This window comes from Desulfosediminicola sp., assembly GCF_048381775.1.
Classification (GTDB): Bacteria; Desulfobacterota; Desulfobulbia; order Desulfobulbales; family Desulfocapsaceae; genus Desulfopila; species Desulfopila ganghwensis.
This window is the reverse complement of sequence record NZ_JBLXGE010000018.1, coordinates 13,242-39,585: the sequence shown is the minus strand read 5'-3', so window position 1 is coordinate 39,585 and position 26,344 is coordinate 13,242. Positions and strand designations below refer to the sequence as shown.

General features: G+C 49.1%; 23 protein-coding genes and 1 tRNA gene. 10 read left to right on the top strand and 14 right to left on the bottom strand.

The annotated features are described in order from the left end of the window. Positions 1–127: 127 nt before the first annotated feature. The 4 genes from recD to ACN5NT_RS22025 form a co-directional block, all read right to left on the bottom strand. Positions 128–1,843, bottom strand: a complete 1,716-nt coding sequence (gene recD, locus ACN5NT_RS22040; RefSeq protein WP_136798523.1) for an exodeoxyribonuclease V subunit alpha — start codon at positions 1,841–1,843, stop codon at positions 128–130. Continuing rightward, the gene (recB, locus tag ACN5NT_RS22035) at positions 1,830–5,408 is read right to left on the bottom strand and encodes an exodeoxyribonuclease V subunit beta (RefSeq protein ID WP_419176912.1); all 3,579 of its coding nucleotides are present in this window, start codon (positions 5,406–5,408) and stop codon (positions 1,830–1,832) included. Before recB ends, recD begins: the two co-directional genes overlap by 14 nt. Next, entirely contained in the window at positions 5,401–8,586 is a 3,186-nt protein-coding gene (gene recC, locus ACN5NT_RS22030; RefSeq protein WP_419176911.1) for an exodeoxyribonuclease V subunit gamma, read from the bottom strand. The genes recB and recC overlap by 8 nt, the downstream gene beginning before the upstream one ends. A gap of 211 nt (positions 8,587–8,797) precedes the next feature. After that, positions 8,798–9,088, bottom strand: a complete 291-nt coding sequence (locus ACN5NT_RS22025; protein WP_136798526.1) for a hypothetical protein — start codon at positions 9,086–9,088, stop codon at positions 8,798–8,800. On the opposite strand from ACN5NT_RS22025, the gene ACN5NT_RS22020 reads away from it, so the two are divergent. After that, a complete protein-coding gene (locus tag ACN5NT_RS22020; RefSeq protein ID WP_419176910.1) occupies positions 9,089–10,141 on the top strand; it encodes a hypothetical protein in 1,053 nt (350 codons plus the stop codon). A gap of 112 nt (positions 10,142–10,253) precedes the next feature. Here the strand turns inward: ACN5NT_RS22020 and ACN5NT_RS22015 are convergent, their stop codons facing one another. Beyond that, positions 10,254–10,748 (bottom strand): universal stress protein, encoded by a 495-nt coding sequence (locus tag ACN5NT_RS22015; RefSeq protein WP_419176909.1) that lies wholly within the window; start codon positions 10,746–10,748, stop codon positions 10,254–10,256. Between the two features lie 322 nt (positions 10,749–11,070). Here ACN5NT_RS22015 and ACN5NT_RS22010 point away from each other — a divergent pair, with 322 nt between their 5' ends. Together ACN5NT_RS22010 and ACN5NT_RS22005 are read left to right on the top strand one after the other, a co-directional pair. After that, complete coding sequence (locus ACN5NT_RS22010) at positions 11,071–11,799, top strand: MOSC domain-containing protein (protein WP_217907603.1); 729 nt, start codon at positions 11,071–11,073, stop codon at positions 11,797–11,799. Between the two features lie 96 nt (positions 11,800–11,895). After that, a complete protein-coding gene (locus ACN5NT_RS22005; RefSeq protein ID WP_136798529.1) occupies positions 11,896–12,207 on the top strand; it encodes a DUF1820 family protein in 312 nt (103 codons plus the stop codon). A gap of 70 nt (positions 12,208–12,277) precedes the next feature. On the opposite strand, the gene ACN5NT_RS22000 is transcribed toward ACN5NT_RS22005, so the two are convergent. From ACN5NT_RS22000 to hisB, 8 genes are all read right to left on the bottom strand, one after another. Continuing rightward, entirely contained in the window at positions 12,278–14,221 is a 1,944-nt protein-coding gene (locus ACN5NT_RS22000) for an AMP-dependent synthetase/ligase (protein WP_136798530.1), read from the bottom strand. Continuing rightward, positions 14,218–14,901, bottom strand: a complete 684-nt coding sequence (ubiE, locus tag ACN5NT_RS21995; RefSeq protein WP_228721361.1) for a bifunctional demethylmenaquinone methyltransferase/2-methoxy-6-polyprenyl-1,4-benzoquinol methylase UbiE — start codon at positions 14,899–14,901, stop codon at positions 14,218–14,220. The genes ACN5NT_RS22000 and ubiE overlap by 4 nt, the downstream gene beginning before the upstream one ends. Before the next feature lie 42 nt (positions 14,902–14,943). After that, positions 14,944–15,972, bottom strand: coding sequence for a zinc-dependent alcohol dehydrogenase family protein (locus ACN5NT_RS21990; protein ID WP_419176938.1), 1,029 nt, complete (start codon positions 15,970–15,972; stop codon positions 14,944–14,946). Positions 15,973–16,203: 231 nt separating this feature from the next. Then, positions 16,204–17,577 (bottom strand): asparagine--tRNA ligase, encoded by a 1,374-nt coding sequence (gene asnS, locus ACN5NT_RS21985; protein ID WP_419176908.1) that lies wholly within the window; start codon positions 17,575–17,577, stop codon positions 16,204–16,206. A 20-nt stretch (positions 17,578–17,597) separates the two neighbouring features. Beyond that, positions 17,598–18,491: a damage-control phosphatase ARMT1 family protein gene (locus ACN5NT_RS21980; protein ID WP_419176907.1), complete on the bottom strand. Its 894-nt coding sequence runs from the start codon at positions 18,489–18,491 to the stop codon at positions 17,598–17,600. Further along, positions 18,488–19,219, bottom strand: a complete 732-nt coding sequence (locus ACN5NT_RS21975) for a tRNA lysidine(34) synthetase (RefSeq protein ID WP_136798533.1) — start codon at positions 19,217–19,219, stop codon at positions 18,488–18,490. The genes ACN5NT_RS21980 and ACN5NT_RS21975 overlap by 4 nt, the downstream gene beginning before the upstream one ends. 182 nt (positions 19,220–19,401) lie before the next feature. Continuing rightward, positions 19,402–20,025 carry a hypothetical protein gene (locus ACN5NT_RS21970; RefSeq protein ID WP_419176906.1) on the bottom strand — a complete coding sequence of 208 codons (624 nt, stop codon included), beginning with the start codon at positions 20,023–20,025 and terminating at the stop codon, positions 19,402–19,404. An 85-nt stretch (positions 20,026–20,110) separates the two neighbouring features. After that, positions 20,111–20,713 (bottom strand): imidazoleglycerol-phosphate dehydratase HisB, encoded by a 603-nt coding sequence (gene hisB, locus ACN5NT_RS21965; RefSeq protein ID WP_217907604.1) that lies wholly within the window; start codon positions 20,711–20,713, stop codon positions 20,111–20,113. A 253-nt stretch (positions 20,714–20,966) separates the two neighbouring features. On the opposite strand from hisB, the gene ACN5NT_RS21960 reads away from it, so the two are divergent. From ACN5NT_RS21960 to truA, 5 genes are all read left to right on the top strand, one after another. After that, positions 20,967–21,041: transfer RNA gene (locus tag ACN5NT_RS21960), tRNA-Gly, on the top strand. 70 nt (positions 21,042–21,111) lie between these two features. Continuing rightward, a complete protein-coding gene (gene rplM, locus ACN5NT_RS21955; protein ID WP_136798535.1) occupies positions 21,112–21,540 on the top strand; it encodes a 50S ribosomal protein L13 in 429 nt (142 codons plus the stop codon). An 18-nt stretch (positions 21,541–21,558) separates the two neighbouring features. Next, the gene (gene rpsI, locus ACN5NT_RS21950; RefSeq protein ID WP_136798536.1) at positions 21,559–21,951 is read left to right on the top strand and encodes a 30S ribosomal protein S9; all 393 of its coding nucleotides are present in this window, start codon (positions 21,559–21,561) and stop codon (positions 21,949–21,951) included. A gap of 215 nt (positions 21,952–22,166) precedes the next feature. Next, positions 22,167–23,207 (top strand): N-acetyl-gamma-glutamyl-phosphate reductase, encoded by a 1,041-nt coding sequence (argC, locus tag ACN5NT_RS21945; RefSeq protein WP_419176905.1) that lies wholly within the window; start codon positions 22,167–22,169, stop codon positions 23,205–23,207. Between the two features lie 28 nt (positions 23,208–23,235). Continuing rightward, positions 23,236–24,000 (top strand): tRNA pseudouridine(38-40) synthase TruA, encoded by a 765-nt coding sequence (gene truA, locus ACN5NT_RS21940; protein WP_419176904.1) that lies wholly within the window; start codon positions 23,236–23,238, stop codon positions 23,998–24,000. A gap of 101 nt (positions 24,001–24,101) precedes the next feature. Here the strand turns inward: truA and ACN5NT_RS21935 are convergent, their stop codons facing one another. Then, positions 24,102–25,076, bottom strand: a complete 975-nt coding sequence (locus ACN5NT_RS21935) for a LysR family transcriptional regulator (protein ID WP_136798539.1) — start codon at positions 25,074–25,076, stop codon at positions 24,102–24,104. 289 nt (positions 25,077–25,365) lie between these two features. On the opposite strand from ACN5NT_RS21935, the gene ACN5NT_RS21930 reads away from it, so the two are divergent. After that, the gene (locus tag ACN5NT_RS21930; protein ID WP_136798540.1) at positions 25,366–25,788 is read left to right on the top strand and encodes an NADH-quinone oxidoreductase subunit A; all 423 of its coding nucleotides are present in this window, start codon (positions 25,366–25,368) and stop codon (positions 25,786–25,788) included. After that, complete coding sequence (locus tag ACN5NT_RS21925; RefSeq protein WP_338031710.1) at positions 25,761–26,294, top strand: NADH-quinone oxidoreductase subunit NuoB; 534 nt, start codon at positions 25,761–25,763, stop codon at positions 26,292–26,294. Before ACN5NT_RS21930 ends, ACN5NT_RS21925 begins: the two co-directional genes overlap by 28 nt. Positions 26,295–26,344: the final 50 nt, after the last annotated feature.

The window sequence follows — 26,344 nt, the reverse complement described above, 5'->3', positions numbered from 1 at the left end:
ACATTTCAAAGGTCTTAAACGCGGGATTTGGAGCGAAACGCCCGACTGAACTGCTTCGGGATACTCGTCGTCATTTGCGACGAGCCTTACGAGGGCATTGGGACAACACCCTACGGACTCCGTACAATCACTGCCTTTTTTCGGTATCTCCAGCGAGCAGCATATCTGACAACCCACTGTATCTTGGATAATCGAACTGGAGAGCATACACTAAAATCTTTTTAGATGCTACTATATGTGCAAATTCTTTTGCCCGAGTAACACCAGTATAGACCAGTTGGCGGTTGAGCAGAGGTCCCTCTTCTTCGGGCAGCATGATCAGTACTTCCGAAAATTCCGACCCCTGACTTTTATGAATGGTCATACCGAATACAGTCTCACACCTCGGTATTCTGTAAGGAGGGTATTTTTTCACTGAGCCATCCGGCTTTTCAAACCACACTTTCATGGCTCCGTCGCCATCCGCAGCAATATCCGGTAAACATATACCAATATCACCATTAAACAGCCCGAGATTATAGTCATTTGCGGTGATCATTACCGGTCTGCCCAGATACCATGGAGATTGATCGACCTCGTATCCATTTGTTTTCAGAATCTTTTCCACACCGGCATTAATCCCCTGCACTCCACGGGCACCGTGACGACCGGCACAAAGGACCTGAAATCTTGAAAATACAGCAAAAACCTCAGCAACACCACGATGTGTCATTTGCTGAGCGACACTTCGCACCTTCTCCATATAGACGAGATACCTGGCACCGACAAAACGAAAATACGAATTCCGCAGCAGAGTGACATTGCCAAAATCATCACCGACCAGAAGCTGCCATGCCTGTTCCCCGTCTCCAGAATTAATGGCCTCGGCCAGACTCTTTATTCCCGCATCGAATCGATAACTTTTCTTCAGCTCACCGGTATTGTCCGGCAGGCTTCTAATGCAGTCATTGAGTACTGCTCCCGACTCAACGGAGGCTAGCTGGTCTTTATCGCCAAGTAGAATAAGACGTGCGCCCGACGACAGAGCGTCCACCAGCTTGCTCATCATTGCCAGATCGATCATCGAGGCTTCGTCAACTACCACGATATCCCAGCGCAAAGGGTTATCTCTATTATGCCTGAAACCGGGAGAGTTCTTTCTAACTCCCAGTAACCGGTGAAGAGTTGATGCAGTCGTCGGAATTCGCTCAATTATCTCTTCCCCGAAACTGATCCCCTGCAGGCTGTTGCCAATGGACTCCTGCAGACGCATTGCGGCTTTACCGGTGGGAGCGGCAAGAGCTATCCGTATTTCCAGTCCAAAGACCTCCAGCAGCAAGCCGATAATTTTTACCACCGTGGTGGTTTTCCCGGTACCGGGTCCCCCGGATATTATGCAGAGCGACTTTTTCAGGGCTACTTCAGCTGCTCTGCGCTGGTAATCAGGCTCAGTCCCTTCCACCCCGAAAACCCGATCCAGCAGTACCTGAAGATCCTCGGCTGAAAGTTGAAATTCACTATCGCTTACGCTGGAAAATGCTTTCAGCTGAGATGCCAGTCTGCGCTCATACTGAAAATAGCGCTGCAGATATAATCGTTCACCCCGCAAAACCAGAGGAGTATCGGAGGTGGCTGAAACCAGAGGTGAGCTACAGAGTAGATCAACCTCTTCTCCACTCACCTGAATACAGCTGTGACCGCTCTCCATGGCCAGCGAAAGTTGCTGTATCAGAGTTTCAAAAGACTCTTTTTCCTTACCCACCAGGCCGGATCGTTTAGCCATAAAACGTGCGAAGTGTAGATCGAGCAGTCGCGGCTGTTTCTCTCTGGCCGGTAATGCCACGGTTTCATCAGCAGATTTCATCCCTTCCCCCTATGGCCAGATCGAGCTGCCTGAGTATTTCATAATCGGGCATATCGCTATAAACCCCACTCGCTGGAAACGACGGATTCATTCCACGCACAAAGAGATACATCACCCCTCCGAAATGCTGCTCATAACTATAGCCACCCAACATGTTATCAAGAAACCTGTGCAGTACCAGGCTGTAAATCCAATACTGCAGACCATAATTGTGATGGGCCATAGCTTCGGTTAACTGCTGCCCCTGATACTCCTCGGATAGTTCACCGAGGAAGTTGGTTTTGTAATCGAGTACGTAAAACCTGCCCCGATATTCACAAACCAGATCGACAAATCCCGTCAGGTATCCCTGCATTTGCCGTGGTGTCAGCGGCACCACGGCAGGTTCATGGGCCAAAAGAGTATTGAGCCGCGTGGTATCGAGATTTTTCATATGAAAATAGAACGGCATCTCCTTCATGCAGCGGCTCTCATCGAGATCAGCCAGGCTGAAGCTGTCGTCATTACCAGCTAAAGATTCAGCCCTGAGAGGTGTCTTAACCACCGAGGCCAGAATCTCCTGCACCCGCTCCGCCTGTACATCCACGCCATATTTTCCGGAGAGTCGTTCAATCTCCGGCTTATATTCAGGGAACTTGTCCCGTATCGCCAGTTCCGCAAAGGGAATCAGCTCCAGGCTGTCATGAATGAGATTACCAAAGTTGGCGCCGGCCGGCAGACCGCGATGCAAAATCGGCTCTTGGCTCTCCAAATCTATCAACTCCAGCGACGTTTCTGAGCCGTGGTCCTCCTGCTCACTCAGGGCGGCCATGGCCGAATAACTGGACATCTGGTAGTCGGTTTTAAACAGGCGCCCACCCGCGACCCTCGCTTTAAGCGGCTCGGCTGCCACCGGTTCGGGACTGTATTCTGCCTGCAACTCTGTATCCCAAGCTAAAATGCTGTGCTCAACCCCGGGATTGGCGGCAAGATCGGCAAACAATTCCTGCTGAACGGTAGAGCTGCAACTCCGCTTTGCGAACAAGAGGTAGCCGAGCGCGGACTCAAAAGACTGCATTACCTTACCGTAGCTCTTTACATCGGCCCACATGGTATAACAGCGTAACTCGGCCCTGGTCAGCGCCACATACAGCAGGCGCAAATCTTCTGCCAGCTCCTCGGCAAGGGCTCTTTCACGATGCATTTCAAAGTTATCCGAACCGATATCAACCACCAGACGGTGATCCTCATCGTGGCAACTGAGCAGTTCCTTCTGCATCTTGATCATGCCTGAGCGATACCAGAGCACCGGGCAGAACACCACCGGATATTGCAACCCCTTCGCGCTGTGCATGGTGACTATACGAACCGCCTGCTCGTCACTTTCAAGACGCAGTTCGCGGTCTTCATCCCGCTGATCTCCGGCTACCCGTGCCTGGAGCCAGAGCAGTGTCTGATCCGGGCCGAGCTTTTCTTCCGTCTCCGCTTCCTGCACCAACTCGATGAGATGCATGATATTGGCAATTCGACGTTCGGCCAGGCTTTCCTGGGCCAGGTTCACATAAACATCTTCAGCGCTCAGCAACCGGTTCATCATCGACAGAAAACCTTTGTCCTGCCAGAGTTGATAGTACTCAAGAAAGCGATTGAACCAGTTATCATACTCTGTTTCGCTCTCCCAGATACGCTGCAACTCGTTGCCGGTATGGCTGAACCAGGAAATTGTCATCGCAGCTTTAAGCCGGTAACTGTCACCGGGCACTACCAGTCCCTGCAGAAGACTATGAAGTTCTCTGGCCTCTGTGGTCTCAAACACTCCTGTTTTGCTTGTCACTATCGCCGGCACGCCGACCCTGGCAAAAGCCTGCAGATACTCGTTTGCCTGTCTGTTGGTTCGTACCAGCACCGCGATATCCCGGGCCTGCAGTTTCCGTTCATCGACCTTACCATCCAGCACTTTACGAACTTTAGCCGGTTGCTCATGGTGCAGTAGACGACATGTTTCGTAAATCACATACTGCTGGAATTTCTGAGCCGCTTTCCCCGAAGCCCAGCGTCCGTCTTTAGCGCTCTCCATCTCAGCCAACTGACAATAGTGCATCACACCGAGTGGCTCACCTGCAAGCAGCAAAGTACCATCATCTGCCGTTTTTGCCGGTTCTACCGGATAAAACGGCATCTGCGTCTCATCAAAGTCAAAGGGCCTGGTGCGGGCAGAAAACAATCGATTCACTTCTTCAACCAGCTGCGGATGGGAGCGATAGTTGCGTTGCAGAGTCAATTGATCGCCGGCTTCATTTCGTGCCTTGAAATACGAGTAAATATCAGCGCCACGAAAGCGGTAAATAGCCTGCTTAGGGTCGCCGATCAGGTAAAGATAGTGTTGGTCATCGCCGAACAGCCTTGAAAAAATACGCCATTGCGCCGAATCCGTATCCTGAAATTCATCAATCAAGGCCATCTTAAAGCGTTCGCCAAGCTTGTCAGACAACAGATCATCAGCCTGATCCAGCGCTTCATCCAACCTCCTGATCAGGTCGTCGAACGACATGTAGCCCAACTCCTGCAGGCGGGTGCGCAGTTCACTCTCAAGTGTTTTGATAAGCTCGCTGCGAAAAGAGAGCAGGAGTTCAGTTGCAGCCTGGTCAAAATCATGGGGGAGATTGCTGACAGGTAGTGGCCAGTCAGCCAGGAATGCATCCTGAACATTTTTTTTCACCTTCCTGCTGTTCAATTCCCCTTTCAGGCCGTCAACGGTAAGCCAGTTCAATGAATTAGGGAGAACAGAGGATTGGCCACCGAAAAACAATTCGGCACGCTGCCACCACTCGTCAAAACCTTCCTGCAACTTTTTCTTAAACTTGCCGTCCGCCAACGCATTCTCAAAAAACGGTCGCAGTGTATCGGCATGGGCAGCCCACCAGCGGCCCAGATCATCATAGGATGTCTCGAAGCGGGTAATAATATCGGCCAGAGGCATGAGCTGAGGCTCCAGGCTGTCATAGCCCGATGCCACGCCAAAGACACTTTTATAGAGCTGACCCGGGGTCTGGTAGTGATCGGTGAGCACACCGCACACCCGGGGTGACAACGGATATACCTGGTTGCGCCAGAAATCCTGCACTACCTGCTCACGAATCCGATCAATGTCGGCCAGCAACTCCACATCGAAGAGCTGACCGCTCTCAAGGGCCTGCTCGGTCAACATACGCTGACAAAAAGAGTGAATGGTGAAGATACCCGCCCGGTCGATATCATAAAGCCCAAGTTGCAGAAGCTTTTTCGCCCTCTCCCTGTCCTGAACAGTTTCCAGCCAACTCAGTATGGTCGCATCAGCCGTTGCCCCGCCATCGAGCAGGTCACGGGCCTGGGCAAGCCTTTGCCGGATTCTGCCACGCAACTCCTCCGTGGCGGCCTTGGTGAAAGTGACCACCAGAATCCGGTCTATGGGTATTTCAAGTTCGGTGATCGCCCGTAAAACCAGCATACCAATGGCATAGGTCTTGCCGGTGCCCGCGCTGGCCTCTATCAGGTTTATACCGGTATTGAGCTTCGATCTGGCACTATCGAGAAATTGATCAACCATCAGTCTGACTCCAAATCGGTAACAATACTGTCCGGCAGAGTTCTTCGAACTCCGAATCAAGAAAATCTACCGGATCACTGTTGCGTAACAACAGGGCCAGCTCTGCATCATATCCATTGTCCAGGGTTCTATTGAGCGCTGTCAGAGCCGCCTGCAACATACCCTCACCTTTCGGTAGCCTCTTCACCCATTCGATACCGGGCTCGACCAGCAACCTGCTTGGCGATTTATTGCCTGCCACAAACAGGTCGAGCATCAGCTCAAGGTTTGGCATAAGCCCTGAGCCACCAGACAATACCCTGCGGTCATCACTACCACATACATAGGTTGTGGTAAAACAGCCCGTGACCTCCCGGTAAACGAGATGATGCAACCAGCCTTTCAGCACATCTCTGCCACGCATTTTCCCGTAACGGCAGAGCAATATCCCCTGCTCGTAGATATTGGTAAGCCGACCCCGCAAATGGTACCCGCCAACATCGAGTTCGATATCAAGATCCTCAACTCTCTCTCCCAGATCAAGTTCTGAAATTGACAGGGCAAACGACTCCATTTCACTTCTCTTTCTTTCAAACTCAAGGTTACCTGGGGCACCGAGCGGCCAACGCCCTGTCGTTGTCAGTTTATTGAACCTGTCGTCCAGGCTCTCCCTGTTCAATATCGCCTCGAGTATCTCCTGATCCAGCAGATACTTTTCAAGTCCATCGGCCTGAAACGGCTCACTCTCATCCACGGTCTCCGCGTCACTTCCAAGCTGAATATTCAGGCAATTCCGGACAAACCAACGCTGTGGATTGGCATAGAAAACGAGGAGATCTGCAAAGTTTATCATTCCGTTTTCGATATCCCGGCTGCCGCTCCACCAGGCAGACCTTATCACCCGATCACCCCGAAGATTTTCTGCCACTTGCAGATAACGTTCATCATAACTGAACAGCGTACCGGACAGACCTGAGAAGTAGTGACGGCTAAACGGATGCAGAGGGTGCCGAACAACGAAATTCCGGCGTTGATAATAATCTTCGAGAATTTCAAGCAGCTCAGATACTACCACCGAGGGGGGAATCTCCTCATTGGTTCTGATGGACTGACCGATGTAGCTTATATAGAGCTGATCACGGGCCGCGAGCAATGCCTCCAGGAACTGGTAGCGATCATCCATCCGCCGCGATCTGTCACCCGGTTTATGTTGAAGGGCAAGCAGATCGAAAGTTGCATGGCGGTCATTGGTCGGGAACACCGTATCGTTCATGCCGATCAGACACACCACCTTGAAAGGGATGGAACGCATGGGCAGCATTGAGCAGAAGGTTAACTGTCCCCGCAAAAACCCTGAACTGGAACGAGTTTCCCGAGCGGTATGATCCAACCAGGTTCGTACCACTTCAAAATCCACAGGACTGTTGTGAAAATGCCCCGGCCCATCGGCCAGATCAGCCAGTACTTCCTGGAGTTCCAGGAATTCCTTGGTGATAAAACGTTCACTCTCGTCGCGGAACAGTTCACGGCAATAGTGAATAAACAGCTCAGCCCATTCTTTTAAGGTGTAACGTTTACTGAAATCTCTCTGGGCCCGTTCTATGATATCGATAAATTTGCAGAGACCACCGAGCGAGGCGGCACCGCTTCCTTCAATATCCGTGAAAGGCAGTACACCGGCCACGAACTCGTCACGGTCCATGGCATAGCCCATCAGCAACCGCTCCAGCCCGACCCGCCAGCTCCCCTCACCCATCTCAGGCAGCCCCATCTCTTTCCGTTGCCGGGCCGACAGCCCCCAACGAATGCCGGCCCGCACCACCCAGTCATGGAGCTTTTCCAGATCAGCCGGAGCAAGATGCAGGGGCTCGGCAATGACCGGTTCTTTCAACAGGGTCATGACCTCATCCCAACCGAAACGTCCCTTGAACAGGGCCAGAAACTCATCAAATGCAGCGAATACACTATTTCGCTTACGGAGGCTTCTATCGGAAATCGAGTGCTGAATATCATCAAAAACTGAGGGAATCAGCGCTGCATACTCCTGGATATCCGGGGCCATAACCACAATATCCCGTAACTGGAGTGCAGAATCATCATAGAGCCAGCTCTTGATATGGTCTTTGAGGATGGAAAGTTCACGCAGCCTTGAATGGCTGGATACAATACGGATGGAGTGGTCATCTGCAGGCCATTCCTCATCGCTTCTAGCCACCTCTCCCGCCAGCAGGTCGGACTGCAGCGTCTTGAGCAATGACGGTTCACCATCCTCCAGCGGGTCGTAATAACTGTCAAAGTCGAGATCGAAATCGACGCCCTCAAGCAGCATCCGTTGAAAATCCCTGCCTTGCCGTCCCAAGGAAATAAGCAGAGGATGGCTTTCCGGTGTTTCTTCGATTTCCATAGGAAAGTTCGATGCACTTATATCGTTTTTCAGGCTCCTGAGCAGTACCTGCCGGCGACTTTCGATATCTCCCCAGTACTCCCGGCATGGGGAAAGCAGAAAGAGATGAACGTCGGAGTGACGGGCCAGGCCCTGAAGAAAATTCAGGAAAAGCGGCGGCATTATGGAAAGACCGAAAACCGACACTCGCTGGGGTACAATATGGCTCAGATCATCCCCCTGCTGCAAACGTGTCACCAGTCGGCCCAGTACCTGGCCACGATGGGGCATATTGCCAAGACGCGCGGCCAACCTGTTCCACAGTGCGCACTGCCAGCGCTCGGCGGGATCGCTGGACACCATCCTTTGCTCGGCCCAGGAATCTATCATCTGAGGGCGCATAAGCTGGTACTGATCAAATACATTTGATAACTGGTCGGCAAGCTGAAAGCGCTTCAATTCCAGATTCTGCCCCTGCAGATAGTTGATGAGCGGAGAATAGACCTCGCCATCGAGGTCACGAAGGATCTCTTCCAACTGCCAGGCTACTGATTTTCTGTCATAACCATCAGGCGTGATATCCATATCGAGACCGGCGGCAACATGGCGGAGAAAACCGAGCGGCAGATGGTATTCGAAATTACAGAAACTGGTGAAATGATCGGCCAGGGTCTGGGAGATCATACGCTCCATCCCCTGGCTCTGGATCAGGAAACACTCCGGGGCAAACAGATCCCGGCGCAGGTCCACTTCGAAAAGCTGAACCAGGTGATGAAGCAGGTTTTCCGTTCTGTTGGAAACGTGAAGATAGAGCATAGCAGCTCACAGTTGTGAAGTTCAAACCGCTGCGGAACCCTCGGCAGAGCCTGGAGAGTAAAGCGGTTGCCGAAGCGTTAGCTGAACAGGAAATTTCAAAATCAACAGGAAAATTCAACAAACATGTCAAGCCGATACAACTCCGCCTGAATTAACCTGGTGATACCGGGAAATCTCAAGTTCCGTGTTTACACCTATGGTACAGATGGTATTATTGCGTCACGCCTGCATAATCGTAAATGCCGTAGATCAGGCCTGCCATAATACCGATGGCGAAGAACAAACGTAAACGTCGATCCCAGGGCATTGTTTTGCCGCCTGCCATATATTGCAGTAGGGCAATAACAATATAGGTTATACCTGCCACATACGGTGCAGTCTGCAATATCTGCCAGCCGGTGGCCTTGGCGGTCGCCATGGCATCGCTACCCAGCCTGAGGTTAAAGAGCAGGTAGAGAACTGCTGACAATACAAAAGTAATTCTTTCCTTAATTTCTGACATATGAGCACACTAGAAGCGTTATATTTTCCCGGAACAGAACTTTACTCCGGAAGTCAGTTCCCGATTTTTCTTTTTTTGGACAAGGTTCATCTGCTTCAGCCGGTCGAGGAAGAACATGCCGCCGGCGACACCGCAGATATATTCATAACACGAGGTCTCTGTCAAGCACATACTCCGGTGGTTCTTGGCGAAAATCGTGACCGATTCTTGCGCCTTATCTCCGACATCAGGGAGCGTAAAGATGACTACGCCGCCCAGCTCAGCGGTCTGACCATAGCCTCATTATCGCAAAAAAAGAGTTCTATAGACGATAGTCAGTTTGGAATTATTTCCTCCCTCCTGGGTAGTCAGGGGGTTAAAGCACAGCCTGAGCAGGAGGATGATGTAGAACTCTGGCAGGCTCGCCTGGTATTAAAGATCGGGGAAATTCTTGACCGTGAGGATGAAGAGATAGCTATGCAGATGGCTGTTTTGGAGGACGATGAACAAGGTCTGTTCAAGGCGCTGCAGGGCGAATTTGATGATGACGAGGAATCTCTCTTCGATGAGCTGAAACAACTCAAGGAAAACATCTCCAAGCCAACCGCATCCACAATAGCGAACAGACTTTCCGCGTGGTCGAAACTTTATCGGGCAGGAGAAATCCCTTCCCGGTACATCTGGCTGACTCATTCTGAAGAAACTGGTGATACCATGCTGGAGAGGTATCAGGAGCAAACAAACATCGCGCCCGTGAAACTGGTACAATTTACGCTGCCGGCCAATATCGGCTGGGCGCGCACAGAAGCAAGCGATGCAGCCACCGCCTTTCGCAGCCAATACCCTGAACTGATAGAAAAAATTAACGAAGGCCTGCACAAAAAAGACAGCACCAGCCTGCAGGAATTGTCAGCCGAATGGTCACAGGCTCTGGAAGCACATTTCCCTGCCTCCCAAACCGGCAGAACCGAGCTTGAGTTCTATACCATCGCTGACCGGCCATGTGATGAACTTATCGGCTCTGAGAAAAAAGATTCCGGCATGCTGCTCGGCATCGTTCGCTGGAAAGAGTGACAGGCTTTTTCCGGCCACTAGAAAGCTCAACAGACTACAGATATGAAAAGGGGCTGCCCGTACATTACGGGCAGCCCCTTCTTTTTTCTGAGGTCTAAACGTATTTCAGCCCTCACTTCTTTTCAGGTGCAATGCCACACTTATATGGATTAATGGTTAAAACCGGACACTGGGCTGCCCGAACCACTTTGTCTGCCACACTGCCGAACATGATCTTCTCAAGCCCTTTGTAACCATGGGTTCCCATGATGATCATATCACCTTCCACTTCTGTCACAAACTCTACAATCTGTTCAGCGACGTCGCCCATGAACACTCGACTTTCCAGTTTTGTAACACCATATTCGTCGCACTTTTTCTTAAGCTCTTTACAAAAACTCTCCATCTTATCCTCAGCACCTTCCACCAGTTCACTTTCCAGATTGGGCATGCTCATCTGGGGAACAAAGAATCCCGAGTAATCTTCAAAGTTCTGCACAACAAAAACGAGATACATCTCGGCCTGGAACTTTCCAGCCATATAGGCCGCCGACTCTGCGATCATTTTTGAGTTATCAGAGAAATCGATAGGTGTGACAATGCGGCGAACGTCCATAATTGTATTCATACAAACCTCCTGTTGCTCCAGTCCAACTGCTTATAGAATGATATCCCATAGAGCCGGACATCACCCAGCTGCAGCACCGGTTTAGGGTTTCGGTCTATTGTGTTAATTCTTATATTATCTCTATTTTTTCACAGCACTGTAGAATAATCAAGGGGTTATTCCACACCTGATTACCCATTCCAGAAGGAATTATCATACCACATCAATAACTGACCTGTTAACTGTTGAAAATTTGTCATTACTGAATATTGTGTTCGGGTTATTCGAATTTATCAGACGCCCAGACAGTGAGCGTATTCTTGTATTTTTTTGGAGGAATGAGATGATGCGGATTAAGGCAATCTCGATCAGTGATCGTAAAGGTGTTCGAAAGAAAAATATCGATTCAGTCAAGCTGATCGAAAGTTTTGGTCTTGAAAACGACGCACATGGTGGAAAATGGCACAGGCAGGTGAGTTTTCTTGCTGAAGAGTCCATTCAGACCATGCGCGATAAGGGCCTTGAAGTAGTGGCAGGAAACTTTGCCGAAAACATTACCACAGAAGGTATCGATCTCTGCAATCTCCCGGTGGGTACCCATATTCGTCTCGGCCGGACTGAGCTGATTATCTCCCAGCTTGGTAAAGTCTGCCACAATCCCTGCGCAATCTACCACCAGGCCGGTGATTGTGTCATGCCGCGTGAAGGGATTTTCGGTGTGGTCATCCAGGGTGGTGAAATCTCCGTTGGTGACGAGATAGAGGTTCTTGAAAAGCGCTCCAGTTCAGCAGCTATTATCGGCAACCGTGACAGTGAGAAACAGTTCGGTGAGCAGATCGGTGAGATTCTGGTAAACAAGTGGCAGCCGGGCTTTATCCGTTTTGACACCTTAAAGCAGAAAGAGGATAATCTGGAAGCTGTTTTAACGGATTTGATTGAGACTCAGAATGTGAGCAGAATCGTGATATTCGACCCGAGCGGAAAGCATGCGCTGGCGCTGGCCGGAAGAACTATACCTGACAGTGTCGAACTCCACTATTGCAAGTCCATCGAAGAGCTTGAGCAGCTTTAGAGCACGGCTTCTGGCCATGTGCGGTCACATCAAGCTGTCCGCACATGATCAATTACTATAAGATTCATTCATTTAACCTCCCCGGATCACTCAAGTATGACCGTATACCGCGTTCACTTCACCTGGAAAGAAAAAGAATACTCCCTGAAGGCGACCAGCCTTGACCTGACCCATCCCTATTTTGTCTGCATCAAGCATATTCTGCTGCCCGAAGAGAAAAGCTACCTGATCAATCCTGCTGACGATGAGATCCGCAAACATTTCTCTGAGGTGAGGCAGTTGATGCTGCCTTTCCAGTCTGTTTCCCTTATTGAAGAGTACCCGGAAGACCCCGACCTGAAGGGAAACGACGACAACGAATCACCTGCCGGCAAAGTAATTACCGATCGATTTTCCAGAAAAAGCTGAAACGAAAAAAGCCTGACGGGTAATCCCGACAGGCTTTTGGTAACAGATCCCACAACGACTGATTGCTGATTTAATGTAAAATCTCGTTAATCAGCTTCTTATACTTCTTCTCGATTACGTGGCGCTTCTTTTTCAGCGTGTTGGTCAGCTCCTCTCCCAGCTTGAACTCATTGTCCAGGAAGGCGATGTTCTGCAATTTCTCATAGGGTTTGAACCCCTGCTTTGGCATGAGAAGACGATTCATCTCTTTTTTCACCATATCGAGTACATGGCGATCTTTGAGTAATTCTCCTTTCTCTTTCTTCAGATCGTCGTATTTTTTCTCAATAAATGTTTTCAGCTCTTCCATATCGGGGACCACAAGCGCGCCGAGTCCTTTTTTGTCCTGACCGACCAGAATTGCATCCTGCACGAAGGGGAACATGGAGATAGTATTCTCGATACGGGTAGGATCGATATTTTCACCGCTGGCAAGTACAATAATTTCCTTGGCCCGACCGGTAATAACCAGCTCGCCGCCGAGGGTCATTTTGCCCAGATCGCCGGTTCTGAAGAAACCGTCTTCGGTGAAAGATCGTTGATTCTCTTCATCCGCATTATAATAGCCGCTGGTAACCTGGGGACCTCGTACCTCAATCAAACCTTCAGTCCCTGTGGGTACAGGCTCGCCATGTTCTGAGACAATCCGTATCTCGGTTTCGGGAACTGCAGGCCCGAGAGTCCCATACACCCGACAGGTCAGGCCACGCCCGGCAATTGCCGGAGAGCATTCCGTCATGCCGTAGGCGTTGACTATGCGTACACCAACCGCGTCGATCCATTCTTCCAGATACCCCGCCAGGGTTCCACCACCAGATATGGCAAGCCTCAATCTACCGCCAAAACGTTGCTGAACAGCAGCCAGCTTCTTCTTGGCAAGCAGATAAAGTGGAAATATCAGGACAATCTTCAACGCAGCAAGAGCCATCTCAAACCACTTGGCACCAAACCATTTCTCCTCATATACCGGCAAGCGGCCAAGAAGCTTACGTTTGTTTCGACGAAAAACCGTAGAGGCCCACACCAGGGTACGAAAAATTCGGTTGGGTGTGGCACCCTTTTTACGGATAGCAGCCTGCACCCTGGAATAAAGAGATTCCCAGACCCGGGGAACAGTCGCCACCATAGTCGGTTTATAATGTTCCAGATCCTGGGCAAAGGTTTTTACAGAGGAATAGACCAGGGTGGTCCCACCCGCGAGGGCTACGTATTCCGCAGTACGTTCGAAAATGTGCCAGGTCGGCAAAATCGAAAGCCAGGTGTCTTCTTCGGTTAACTTGATCAGGCCCGGAATAACCCGAACATTATGCATAATATTGGCATGTGAGAGTTGTACACCTTTCGGAAGCCCTGTTGTGCCTGAAGTGTAAATCAGGGTGAGCAGGTCATCTTCATGTATCTTTTCTCCCCGGGCGATAAATTTATCGACATCCTTCTGGGTGTAGGTTCGATCTGTCAATAAATCGGTGTAAGAGTAGGTATGATTAAAGAGGCTGTGCAGGGAAGGACCTGTCATCACAAGGATATTCTTCAGGTTTTTCATCCCTTTGATGTATTCGTGATGATATTCAAGTAACTCGGGAGTCTCGATAACCAGATGGGTGGCATCAGAGTGGGAGATAATATATTCGAGTTCCTGAGACGGTGTATCCGCGCCCCTGGGGACATTGACCGCACCAAGGCTCATTATGGCAAGATCGGTTACAATCCAGGCATAACGATTATCGGAGAGCAGCATAACTTTCTGCCCTTTAGAGATCCCTCTCTGCTTGAACGCCCTGGAAAGGAGTAACACGTCTTCAAACAACTTCGAATAACTGACATGATGCTCTTCTTTGCCGTTACGATAGGTGTAGGCGATATTTTCTTTATAGCGGTTGGTACTGTCAAGCAACAGATCAAAAATAGTCTTCAGCACACGGGGTTCTTCCTGATCCTGGTAGGTGATAATTTCGTTATTCACGGTATCGTTCATTTTATTCCCCAATGTACACCGATAGTACCCAACATAAATTTTTTGTAGCCAACCTTTGTAAATCCTGCCTCAACAAAAGCATCCGCCAGCCCCTCAGCTGTATAAAAATCCATTGTTGAACCGGTCAGATAGGCGTACGCTGCTTCATCATTGGCAATCATTTTGCCGAGAAGTGGGATACCAACGGCAAAATACATGCGAATAAAGGGATAAAGCAAATTTTTATTTGGCGGTGTTGTGTCAAGACACACAACTCTGCCACCCGGCTTTAAAACCCGGTTTACTTCCTTGAGCACATTTACGGCATTATCGACATTTCTGAGTAAATAGCCAAAAGTTACTGACTCAAAAACATTATCCTCATAAGGTAAATTATTAGCATCCGAGACCTGCCAGTCGATATCAAGATCAGAAAAACGTTTTTTTGCCTCATACAGCATGTTCTGGGAGAAATCTGCGCCAATCACCTTGGCGTCCTGGTACGATTCCCTGCTGAGAGCCGCGATATCTCCGGTTCCGGTGGCAAGATCAAGAACCCAGCCATTGCCAGGGTCACCCGCTTTGTCCACCACAAACCGACGCCACTTCTGGTCTTGCCCCATAGTCATGACCCTGTTCATCAGGTCATACCTACCGGCTATGGCGTCAAACATTTTCTGTACACCCGGCCCCTTACTCAAAACGCGCTTCCTCCCTTGCCTTACTCTGCTGAAACTCAGCTTTTATCCCATGACCAGCACCCGTGCTCCAGTGCCTTTAGAAAATTTCAAATCTCTCAGCGCCTCGTTGGCCTGAGAAAACGGATATTCAGTAACTTGCGGCCGAATACGCAATCTATCGGCAATACGTAAATAATCCCGTACATCTGCCCGGGTAATATTGGCCACAGATTTAACCTCTTTCTCTAACCACAAATGCTCCGGGTAATCAATGGTCTTGAGTAATTCGACATCATGACCTTCCTTGCGGATGGCATTTATAATCAATCTTCCGCCAGGTGCAAGCATTTTAAGGCTCTTGAGAACCGGCAACCAGGCCGGCGTGGTATCTATTATTGCCTCGGGAACAAGGGGCGGAACCTCATCCGTCCCACCGGCCCAGAATGCGCCAAGTTCACGCGCCAGGGCTTGCTGCTTCTCACTTCTGGCAAAAACCAAAACCTTACTTTCAGGATACAATCCTTTGGCAAGCTTGAGAACAAGGTGGTTCGAAGCACCAAAGCCGGTAAGACCGAGTACATTACCGTCTGCTATCGCAGCAAGCTTGAGCGAACGATATCCAATCGCACCGGCACATAACAGCGGCGCGGCTTCAACATCGCCTATTGCTGCTGGAATTTTATACGCGAAAGATTCAGCAACGACCATGTATTCAGCATATCCGCCATCCCGGTCACGCCCTGTGGCAAGAAAATCAGCACAAAGATTTTCTCGGCCTGAACGGCAAAAATCACATTCTTCGCAACAAGAGAATATCCAGGCCACGCCTACCCTGTCTCCAGGTAAAAGAGTGGTATCGGTCCCTGTTTCTACAACTTCCCCAACCACCTGGTGACCGGGAATAACTGGAAACGCTTGAGGAGGAGTACGCCCTTCAATCTCGTCGAGTTCGGTGTGACACACTCCACATACCGAGACCCTGATACAAATCTGTCCGGAACCCGGAGACGGGATCGGGACAGATTTCGACACGAGTGGAGCGGAGTTCCGATCTATCCGACCGGTCTTTTCGAGCAGATAGGCCTGCATCATCTTCGCCACTGTGGTTCTCCTATTTCAATTTTGGCCCCGATAATTTTAAAGAACCATATCTCCAGGATCAGATATCTCGGAGATCAGGAGTGTGTATCTGAGAAATATAACTTTTGCTAAGACCAAGGTCTTAGGGGAAAATTAAGCGGAGTCTTATGCTGGAATATTTCGAGCATTAATTTTCCCCTGATAATGCAGAAATTGGCTAAAAGTGCTTTCTCAGGCATGCTCCTAGCAGGGGGCTGATCCCGGCGTCCTCGGGAATGGGATAACCTCCCGGATATTGGCCATACCGGTCACGAACTGCACCAATCGCTCAAAGCCGAGACCATAGCCGGCGTGCGGAACGCTGCCATACTTACGCAGATCAAGGTACCATTCATATTCTTCAGGCTCGATACCAGCCTCAATCATTCTTTTTTCGAGAACTTCGTAGCGCTCTTCACGCTGGCTGCCCCCGACAATCTCACCAATTCCCGGCACCAGAATATCCATGGCGGCAACAGTTTTACCATCATCATTCACCCTCATATAAAAGGGTTTGATGGACGCAGGGTAATCGGTAACGATCAATGGACATTTATACAATTCCTCACTGAGGTAACGTTCATGCTCAGATTGGAGATCTATGCCCCATTCAACCGGAAACTCAAACTTCTTATCAGCCGCCAGCAATTCATCCACGGCTTCGGTGTAGGTGAGATGTACGAAATCTTTGTCGATTACACTCTTGAGCTTGGCGATAAGACCTTTCTCGATGAACTTGTCGAACAGGGCCATATCTTCAGCACAGTTCTCAAGTACGTCGCTCAGTACATACTTGAGCATTTCCGTGGCAACCTGCATGTTACAGGAAAGATCACAGAAGGCCATCTCCGGCTCAATCATCCAGAATTCTGAGAGGTGTCGACTGGTGTTTGAATTTTCCGCCCGAAAAGTAGGGCCGAAAGTGTAAACGTTGCCGAGAGCCAGGGCGTATACTTCAGCCTGGAGCTGACCGCTGACAGTGAGCCCCGCACGTTTGCCGAAAAATTCTTCTGCATCATTTTTGGGCCTTGAACCGTCTTTCCCCACGGTCGTTACCTGGAACATCTCACCGGCACCTTCACAGTCACTGGTGGTGATAATCGGAGTATGTACCTGGGCAAAGCCACGCTCATTGAAAAACTGATGGATTGCGTAGGAAAGCCGGGAGCGCACACGCGCCAAACCGCCCAAAGCATTGGTACGGGGTCTGAGATGACTCATTTCACGCAGAAACTCGAATGAATGACGCTTTTTCTGCAGCGGATATGTCTCCGGTTCCGCCCAACCGACAACTTCCACTTTTTCCGCGTGCATTTCAACATTCTGGCCTTTAGCCGGAGATTCCTTAGCGATACCGGTCACGATAACACTACAACCGGTGGTGAGGTGTTTTATCTCAGAATCATAGTTCTCAAGAGTTTTTTCGGCAATTATCTGTAAATTGGCCAGACATGAACCGTCATTGACCTCTAGAAAGGAGAAACCGCCTGTATCCCTTCTGGTTCGTATCCAACCCTGCACAACTATCTTCTGCTCGACAGGTTGTTCGCGCAACACTACATTTATCCGTTGCTTCATAGTATTCCCCATCTGAATATTTATTTCTGTCTTGAATGGTAGACAACCATTTCGCCATTTCCGCTTAATGTATGTACATTATCAGAAATGTCTGCCAGATGCTTACCTACCATTTTACATTTCACTGTCAAGAGAAAGAATATCTCACGCTCAACTTCGGAAAGCGTCTCAAAATTGCCCTGCCCTTTGGATATCACCAGATCGGCTGAATAAAAATGCTCAAGAAACTCTTCTGAGCAGCTCTCGATGGGCGTGCCGGGACACGCTGTGCCATTGGTGATAATATTGGCAAATCGATCAAGTCCGGCTTCGCATGCGTCTTCCTTGAGGGCATCATTTATAATGGGCGCTTCCTTGACGGCCACGGTTACCTGAAAACCCCTCTCTGCCAACAATTCCACCAGCAAGGTATCATAGACGATTTCCCCACAGTTATCTGTGAGATACAATATATGATCACCCTGGCTGAGAGTGTCCAGTTTATCCAGGAGCCAGTTGCGATGATCTATGCCAAAATCCATATTTCGGCTTTTTTCGAACATCGCCTCAACATCAAAAGTGGCCATTGCGCCATAGTCGATAATATTGCCCGCTATGGCAAAACCGATGGCAGCAAAAAGTGGCCTCTCAGCGCTACGCACCTCCTCACGCAGTTTCGGTAAAAGAGCGAGTGCCCGCGAATTCTCCTGCCGTTTAACCTGATAATAGGGATCAGCCACCCCACTGACCCTGGCAATTGTGTCATATATTGCAACCGCATTGGCAGGTGGTGTTTTGTCTGGATCAAGTGTTGTTATAACTTCAGCGACCGATTTCAAAATTTCTACGCTTCGCTTTTCATCACAATCCTGCAGGCGGGCAACGCGCAAGGTTTGATTGAGAAAACACGGAAGACAATCAGGACTGGTTTTCATAGCATATATCCCTCTCGAACATTGGCCAGGGCGGCAAACATAGAGCGTTTTGCCCCAGGTTCACGCTCGTAGATATCGGCCAGGATAGAGCGCACCTTCTCACGCCGCGTGTCCTCCGCCAGAGGGCAAAGATTGGGAACCGGATTCATACCGTGGGATTCGGCAATGTTTATCACCTCATCCTTTTCAAGGTACGCCAGGGGACGGATAATGGACAACCTCCCCTCAAACAGCTGCTGTTTGGGGAGCATAGTAGAAACATTACCACTATAGAGTAGATTGAGAAACAACGTCTCAATAAGATCGTCCTTATGGTGACCCAGGGCAATCTTGTTATATCCCCTCTGCCTGGCGAGATCGAACAGCTGGCTTCGACGGTTTCGAGCACATTGATAACAACTACGATTCTCCTCGGTCATGTCCCAGGCCCGCTCCACCGTATATTCAATGCCGAGTGGGGTCACCTGGGTACCGATACTCTCGTGTGGACCTACAGATCCCTCGTGCTCTTTCCAGAACTCATGGTCAACAGTTATGGCATGCAACGTATAGCTAATTGGTGCTTTCTTCTGCCAGAAACTGAGTGTCCAGGCCAAGGCAAGACTGTCTACACCACCCGAGAGCGCAAGGAGCACCCTGTCCCCATCCTCAAGCATTTCATAATCATGCATCGCCTGACCGATCCGTCTATTAACAGATGGCAACAGCGTTGGTTCAATTTTCTTCATACTTCAATTCACATCCCATAAGACAAAACGCCCGCGTGCCGACCAGAACAAAGTCGACAACACGGGCTCAATTTTCAATACGGCGTTCCAGGTTTCAGTTTCTCAACTATAATACGACAGGACTCTGCTGCAACGTGCTGCTGCATCTGCTGTGGCAGGCATACTCCGGCTATTGCTCATATCTATATCTTGATATATGGACACTCCGCAAGTCGTTCCTTTACCCCCTGAGAGACAAGCTCTTCGACAGTAATCCACTTAAACCCTCTGCTTTGCGCTTTACCAAAAGAAAAAATATTACTGAACAGTGACTGTTGGGTCTCATTGAAGTCAGCTGCCCAGAGAACATTTTTGCTTTTCGCATCTACGATCCTCAGATCAAAGGATGCTGAAGCAGGAGCATCAGCTGCATACTCACCACCTTCCCGCTGTTTAAACCGACGAACGGTTGTGATCATTACAGCATCACAACCAGTAATCTGACTGACATTTCGAATTACTGCCAATAGACCTGACCCCTCGCCTGTATAAAGAGAGTCCAGCTCATCAGAGCTCAAGACCCGGACATTGACATTGGCGCCGATCTCCCGGGCCATGAGTGTATCAATAAGAGCGGCTCCTCGCCTGAGAGTTACAGACTGGGTATTTCCGGTCTCATCAGCCAGCGCCCTGGTAGGAAGCACGGCGACACAGTTAACAGCTTCAGGAATTTGACGGGCACTATCCTCTGATGACTTCTGACCTGCACAGGATGACAGCAGTAGCAAACAACCAATAAACAATACTGCAGTTAGCGAACGTTTCACGGGACCCTCCTTTGAGTTAAACCTCAATTGCGGTTAACACCTCCCGGGTCAGCCAACGGAATTATCGCTGCAGGTCAGAGCAAAATCACAGGCACCCTTTGCTTGACATGACTATGCCGGAGGCCAATGGTCTGGTCGCGTCATTCATTGCTCTGCCAAGAGCCTTGAAGACTGCTTCTATAATATGATGTGCGTTCTCTCCATGTAACAGGTCAACATGCAGGGTTATACCAGCATGCAGACTGAAGGCCCTGGCGAATTCCTTTGCCAGACAGGTATCGAAGGTTCCGACTTTTGGGTCGGACACAGGTGCATTATAATGCAAAAACGGACGATTAGAAAGGTCTACCACCACTCGAACCAAAGTTTCGTCCATGGGCAGATAGCAGCTGCCATAGCGTTGAATTCCGCTTTTGTTACCTAATGCCTTGGCAAATACCTGCCCAAGGCAAATACCGATATCCTCAACAGTGTGGTGATCATCGACCTCAGTATCGCCATCCGCATCAAGTCGCATATTGAAAAATCCATGCACCGTGAATAGAGTGAGCATGTGGTCAAGAAATGGTACGCCCGAATCAATCGTGCATTCACCTTTTCCGTCAAGTTCCAGGTCAAGCTGGATGTCGGTCTCAGCAGTCTTCCTGGCAATAGATGCCTGCCTGGTCGTTATCATTTCATCACTCATGAAAGATTCTGCTCCATATAAAGTATTAAAATTGGGTTGAATAGTAGGATAATTTCAAGTGCGAGATTTCAATATTGTTTAAATCTGCGCAACTGATTATCATACTCTAGAAGCATTAAACGATCTCTATTTTTCGTGACACGAATCGCCAAAAAAATTATAATTAAATTTCAAACGTAACGGAATTTTTTATTGACACAGCGCCATCCAGCTTGTATATATGCCGCTGTTTTGACATTACTCAACAGCACGAGCGGGAATAACTCAGTGGTAGAGTGCAACCTTGCCAAGGTTGACGTCGCGAGTTCGAATCTCGTTTCCCGCTCCATTTGCGAATATAAAAGGTTCGGCGCTGCTGAGCCTTTTTTTATTAATTGACAGCTATTTAGAGGGACACAATGAAAACCTATCTTGCTCCAGTCAACGAGATCGAAAGAAAGTGGTACGTTGTCGATGCAGAGAACATGGTACTGGGGCGTCTGGCTACAGAAGTTGCCTCTCGCCTGCGTGGAAAGCACAAACCGACTTTCTCACCGTTCATGGACAATGGTGACTTTATCATTGTCACCAATGCTGACAAAATCCAGCTTACCGGCAATAAGATGGACGCTAAAATGTACTATCGCCACACCGGTTACATTGGCGGTATCAAGGAAGCTACAGCAAGAGAACTTCTTGCAAAGCATCCTACCGACCTGGTAATGAAGGCCGTAAAAGGCATGCTGCCAAAAAACAAGCTTGGCCGCGCACAATTGAAAAAACTTAAAGTTTACGCTAGTGCAGAACATCCACACGCAGCACAGCAACCTGAAGTTTTAGCTATTTAATCCTGGAGAAAATACACCATGGCTCAAGATCGTTTTTATGCCACCGGCAAGAGAAAGAACGCTATTGCACGTGTTTGGCTTACCCCTGGTACCGGCAAGGTAATCGTCAACAAAATGGATGCTGACGCATACTTTGGTGGCACCTTCAAATCCCAGAAAATTGAAAAGCCTTTCAAAATCACTGAAACCGCTGAGCAGTACGATGTTCTTGCTACTCTTAAAGGTGGCGGTAAATCTTCACAGGTCGATGCGCTGTCCCATGGTATCTCCAAAGCATTGCTCGAGGTCAGCCCTGAGAACCGCTTGCCATTGAAGAAATCCGGCCTTCTTACCCGTGACCCACGTGTCAAAGAGCGTAAGAAATACGGACAGAAAGGTGCACGCGCTAAATTCCAGTTCTCCAAGCGTTAATCAACGTATTTTTCAATCCTGTTTTTTCCACTCCAGGGAGATTATACGACAGGGTTGTTACCTGAACGGAATCGCTTTTAAGAAGGCAATGACAGCTCGGCTGTCATTGCCTTTTTTCGTTTTCACAATTGAACTCCAGGGATATACTCAACACTTTTCTTCGCAATGTATGACCTGGGGGGCTGAACTGCCTACACCAACTTGAGGATATCCAGATGATCAAGGTCGCCATTATCGGAGCTTCCGGTTATACCGGGGTCGAACTTTCCCGCATTCTCTGCAATCACCCACACGTTACCCTTACAGCCGCCACATCGCGCCAATATGCAGGCCAGCCATTAAGCGAGGTATTTCCTAATCTGCGCGGTAAGGTTGATCTCGTTTGCGAGAATCTCTCCACCGATGAAATTGCAGAACGATCGGATGTTGTTTTCACGGCAGTGCCGCACAAAACTGCCATGGATATCGTTCCTCAGTTACTGGAGGCTGGGAAAAAGGTTGTTGACCTCTCCGCTGATTATCGACTTCGAGATCTTGCAACCTATGAGAACTGGTATCAACCACACTCTTCATCAAGTTACCTTGCGGAAGCTATTTATGGTCTACCTGAGCGCTATCGGGATGATATTTCCAAAGCCCGCCTGGTTGCCAACCCGGGTTGCTACCCTACCTCGATAATTCTAGCTCTCGCACCACTTCTTGAAAGAGGAGCAATTGACAGCCGCACCATTATTGCAGACTCTAAATCCGGCACTTCAGGTGCAGGACGGTCAGCAGCTGTGGGCACTCTCTTTTGCGAGGTTGCCGACGGCTTTCGTCCCTACAAAGTCGCCGGCACCCACAGACACACCCCTGAAATTGAGCAAGAGTTGAGTTGCGCAGCAAAAACTGATATCACCGTCAGCTTCACCCCACATCTCCTGCCCATCTCACGCGGTATTCTCAGCACCATTTATGCTGAATTACAACCTGACTTTGATGCAGAGAAAATCGGGGCCATATACAAACAAGCCTATGAGAGTGAGACATTTGTGCGAGTGCTCCCCCACAATTCGCTCCCTGCAACCCAATATGTACGTGGTTCGAATTTCTGTGACCTGGGTTTTGCCATAGATACGCGCACCAACCGCATTGTGGTTGTGTCGGCAATTGACAATATAGTAAAAGGCGCTGCTGGCCAGGCAGTGCAAAACATGAACATCATGCTGGGCTTGGAAGAAGATGCCGGTCTTGCCGGAGCGCCTTTTTTTCCATGATTTTCAAATCATCAACAAGCTGGGACAAATGACAGCAGAACGCAACATAAAGCTTTCTATTGCCTTTGACGGTACCGACTTCAATGGCTGGCAACGTCAGAAACACGACGTTACCATTCAGGGCGAAATAGAGAAATGCCTCGCCACCATGACCAACTGCCAGACAGATCTGCATGGCGCCGGCAGGACTGATGCCGGTGTCCACGCTGATCAAATGATTGCCCATTTTTCTACCACGTCAGGTATCTCGACCACCGCATTTCGTAAAGGGCTCAATTCCATGCTCCCTTATGCGATCAGAATCTTAGCTGCCGAGGAAGTACCTTTAGACTTTCATTCACGCTTCTCAGCCAAAGGCAAGCAGTACCAATACTCGTTATATACTGGGGAAGTAATGCCTCCTACAGAGAGACTCTATGCGCTACATGCCCCTTTCTATCTTGACTTCGATCGTATCCGGGAGTGCCTTGACCTGCTGATTGGGACTCACGACTTTTCGTCATTTGAAAATTCAGGGTCGAGAGACAAAGAGAAAGAGTCAAGAAAAGGTGCTGTCAGAACGATCATGGTAGCCAAGGTCGATAATCTCGATAAATATCGGTACAATTTTACATTTATTGGTGAAGGCTTTTTACGCCATATGGTTCGAAATATTGTCGGCACCCTGCTTGAAGTCGGTAAAGGCCGGCGCACAGTCAACGAATTTGGCCATGCACTGCAAGCAAAGGACAGGTCTGCCGGTGGTGCTACTGCTCCCGCCCATGGCCTTCGGTTAATAAAAGTACTTTACTGATTTTTCTTTTACCCCGGAAGAAATCAAAAAAAATCCCCGTAAAGCTCCTGAAAGCCTTACGGGGATTTTTTCTTTCTCTCTCTTCTTTTACGCTCTCTGTCTCAGCGCTTCTGGGCAGAATGACGGGCTAATAGTGACTGTAGTTTCCATGGCGACGAAAGACAAACTCTGTCCTCGTTGCAGGTGGTCATAACATCACAAAAATTCAGAAACTCTACCAATTCGTCAGTCAGTTCCTTATCTTTTCTCTGGATAACCCTGAGCTGACGTTTCATATCCAGCCCTTTCACCTTCAGAGCCTTAATCCAGCCATGTTCCGTCTCGCGACAAACACTTAAACTAGACAAACACGCGAGCCCCGCGCCGGACTCCACAGCCCTTTTAATTGCCTCCGGATGACCCATCTCCATAACCACATTCATCTTGTCGAGATAATCACCCATCTTCTCCCTGAAAGTGGCATCAGTGCCAGATCCCTTCTCGCGCATAATCCATTTTTTACCCTCTAAATCACTGTTCACATCGAAAGATTCGTTGTGTGCAAGAGGGTCGGTAGGTCCGCACAATATAACAAGCTCATCCTGAAACCAGGGGCGCACCTTAATATCACTGTTTTTACTCAGTATACCTTCGACATAGCCGACATCGCTATGGCCATCGGCCACCAGCTTTTCAGCCTGTGTAGTGTTATATACCAGTAAATTGACATGCACTCTTGGGTGAACTCGCTTAAAGGCGCCGATCAAATATGGCAGGATATAATTCCCGAGCGTGGTACTTGCAACGACATCAATGTGTCCTTCGAGGGTATCATTACGTTCAGACATGATCGATTCGACGTTGGACACCTGACAAGTAATATCCTTCGCAAGTGGCAAAAGATATCTTCCCCGCGCATTCAACAGCAAACTGCGTCCATGACGATCAAAAAGAGACCCGCCGAGTTGATTTTCGAGTTCAGCCAGGGCCATACTGACGGCCGACTGGGTCACAAAAAGTTTTTTGCTTGCTTTGGTGACCTGTGCGGTCTCCGCAACTGCTATAAATATCTCTAATTGTCGTAGGGTGATAGACATTTTATACGCCGTTTTCAGTCAAATTGATACATTCCATCTTCTTTTTGAATTTAGGCTACCATAATAGCATGAATTCAGGGATTCTCAAGTTTTTTCACTGTATAAGGAGATGAAAAAAACCTTGCGCACACGGCCACCTTGTGGCATCGTCAAAAGCGTTCAAAATATTATTGACATTGCTATTTAAGTTTTCTATATCACGTATGACTCAGTTAAGTTGAGCAAATAGTTCAATATTATTGAAAGGACTTCCAGACAGCACTTCTCTCTCTTGAAAGGACAGTAACCTATGGAGCCTCAGTTCACCGAATTGTTGTACCGTGATCATATCCTCTGGGTCACGGCTTTTACCCTCGGCGGTCTCGCCTTTGCACTTGGACCTATCGCGATCGTCTATCTGCTAATGCCATTAAAAACCCGGCAGATTCTCTCCAAAACCGAACAATACGTCGAATGTGGAATGGATCCTATCGGAGACAGCTGGATTCGATACGGCATTGTCTTTTATCTCTATGCCTTGATTTTCCTCGCTTTCGACGTCGACGTACTTTTTCTTTTTCCCGTAGCTGTAGCTTACAATTCTGAAATGTTCACGTCCTCTATCCGGGACTTCGTAGAAATAGTCATTTTTGTAGGAATTTTAACATTAGCGGTAGTTTACGCATGGATCAAGGGAGTATTTACGTGGGAACGGAGAACATACCTTCGATAACTGAACCAGTACCCTCATCAATTGTCCAGTTTGCCGTTGCAGACAAACTTATCAACATCTGCCGTGCCAACTCATTATGGCCACTGACTTTCGGTATTGCCTGTTGTGCTATCGAGATGATGGCTACTGGTTGCGCACGCTTCGACATGTCCCGCTTTGGTGCCGAGGTGTTTCGCCCCTCGCCAAGGCAGAGTGACGTCATGATCGTTGCCGGTACTATCACCAAAAAAATGATGCCCGGCATCAAAACTCTTTACGACCAGATGCCCGAACCTAAGTGGGTAATGGCCTTGGGTAACTGTGCCATTTCCGGCGGACCGTTCGCCTTTGAGGGACAGTACAGCATTGTCCTCGGTGCAGATGAATTTCTCCCTGTGGATGTGTATGTGCCAGGATGTCCTCCTCGTCCTGAGGCTCTACTGCAAGGCATAATCGAACTTGAGCATAAGCTGTCCGGCTGGAAGCGCTTCGAAAACCCGGAAGCGTCAGCCACCATGAAAGCGTAGCATAGTTCGCCTGGATTCACAGGCATCACATATACCCAGCATCTTCGGAG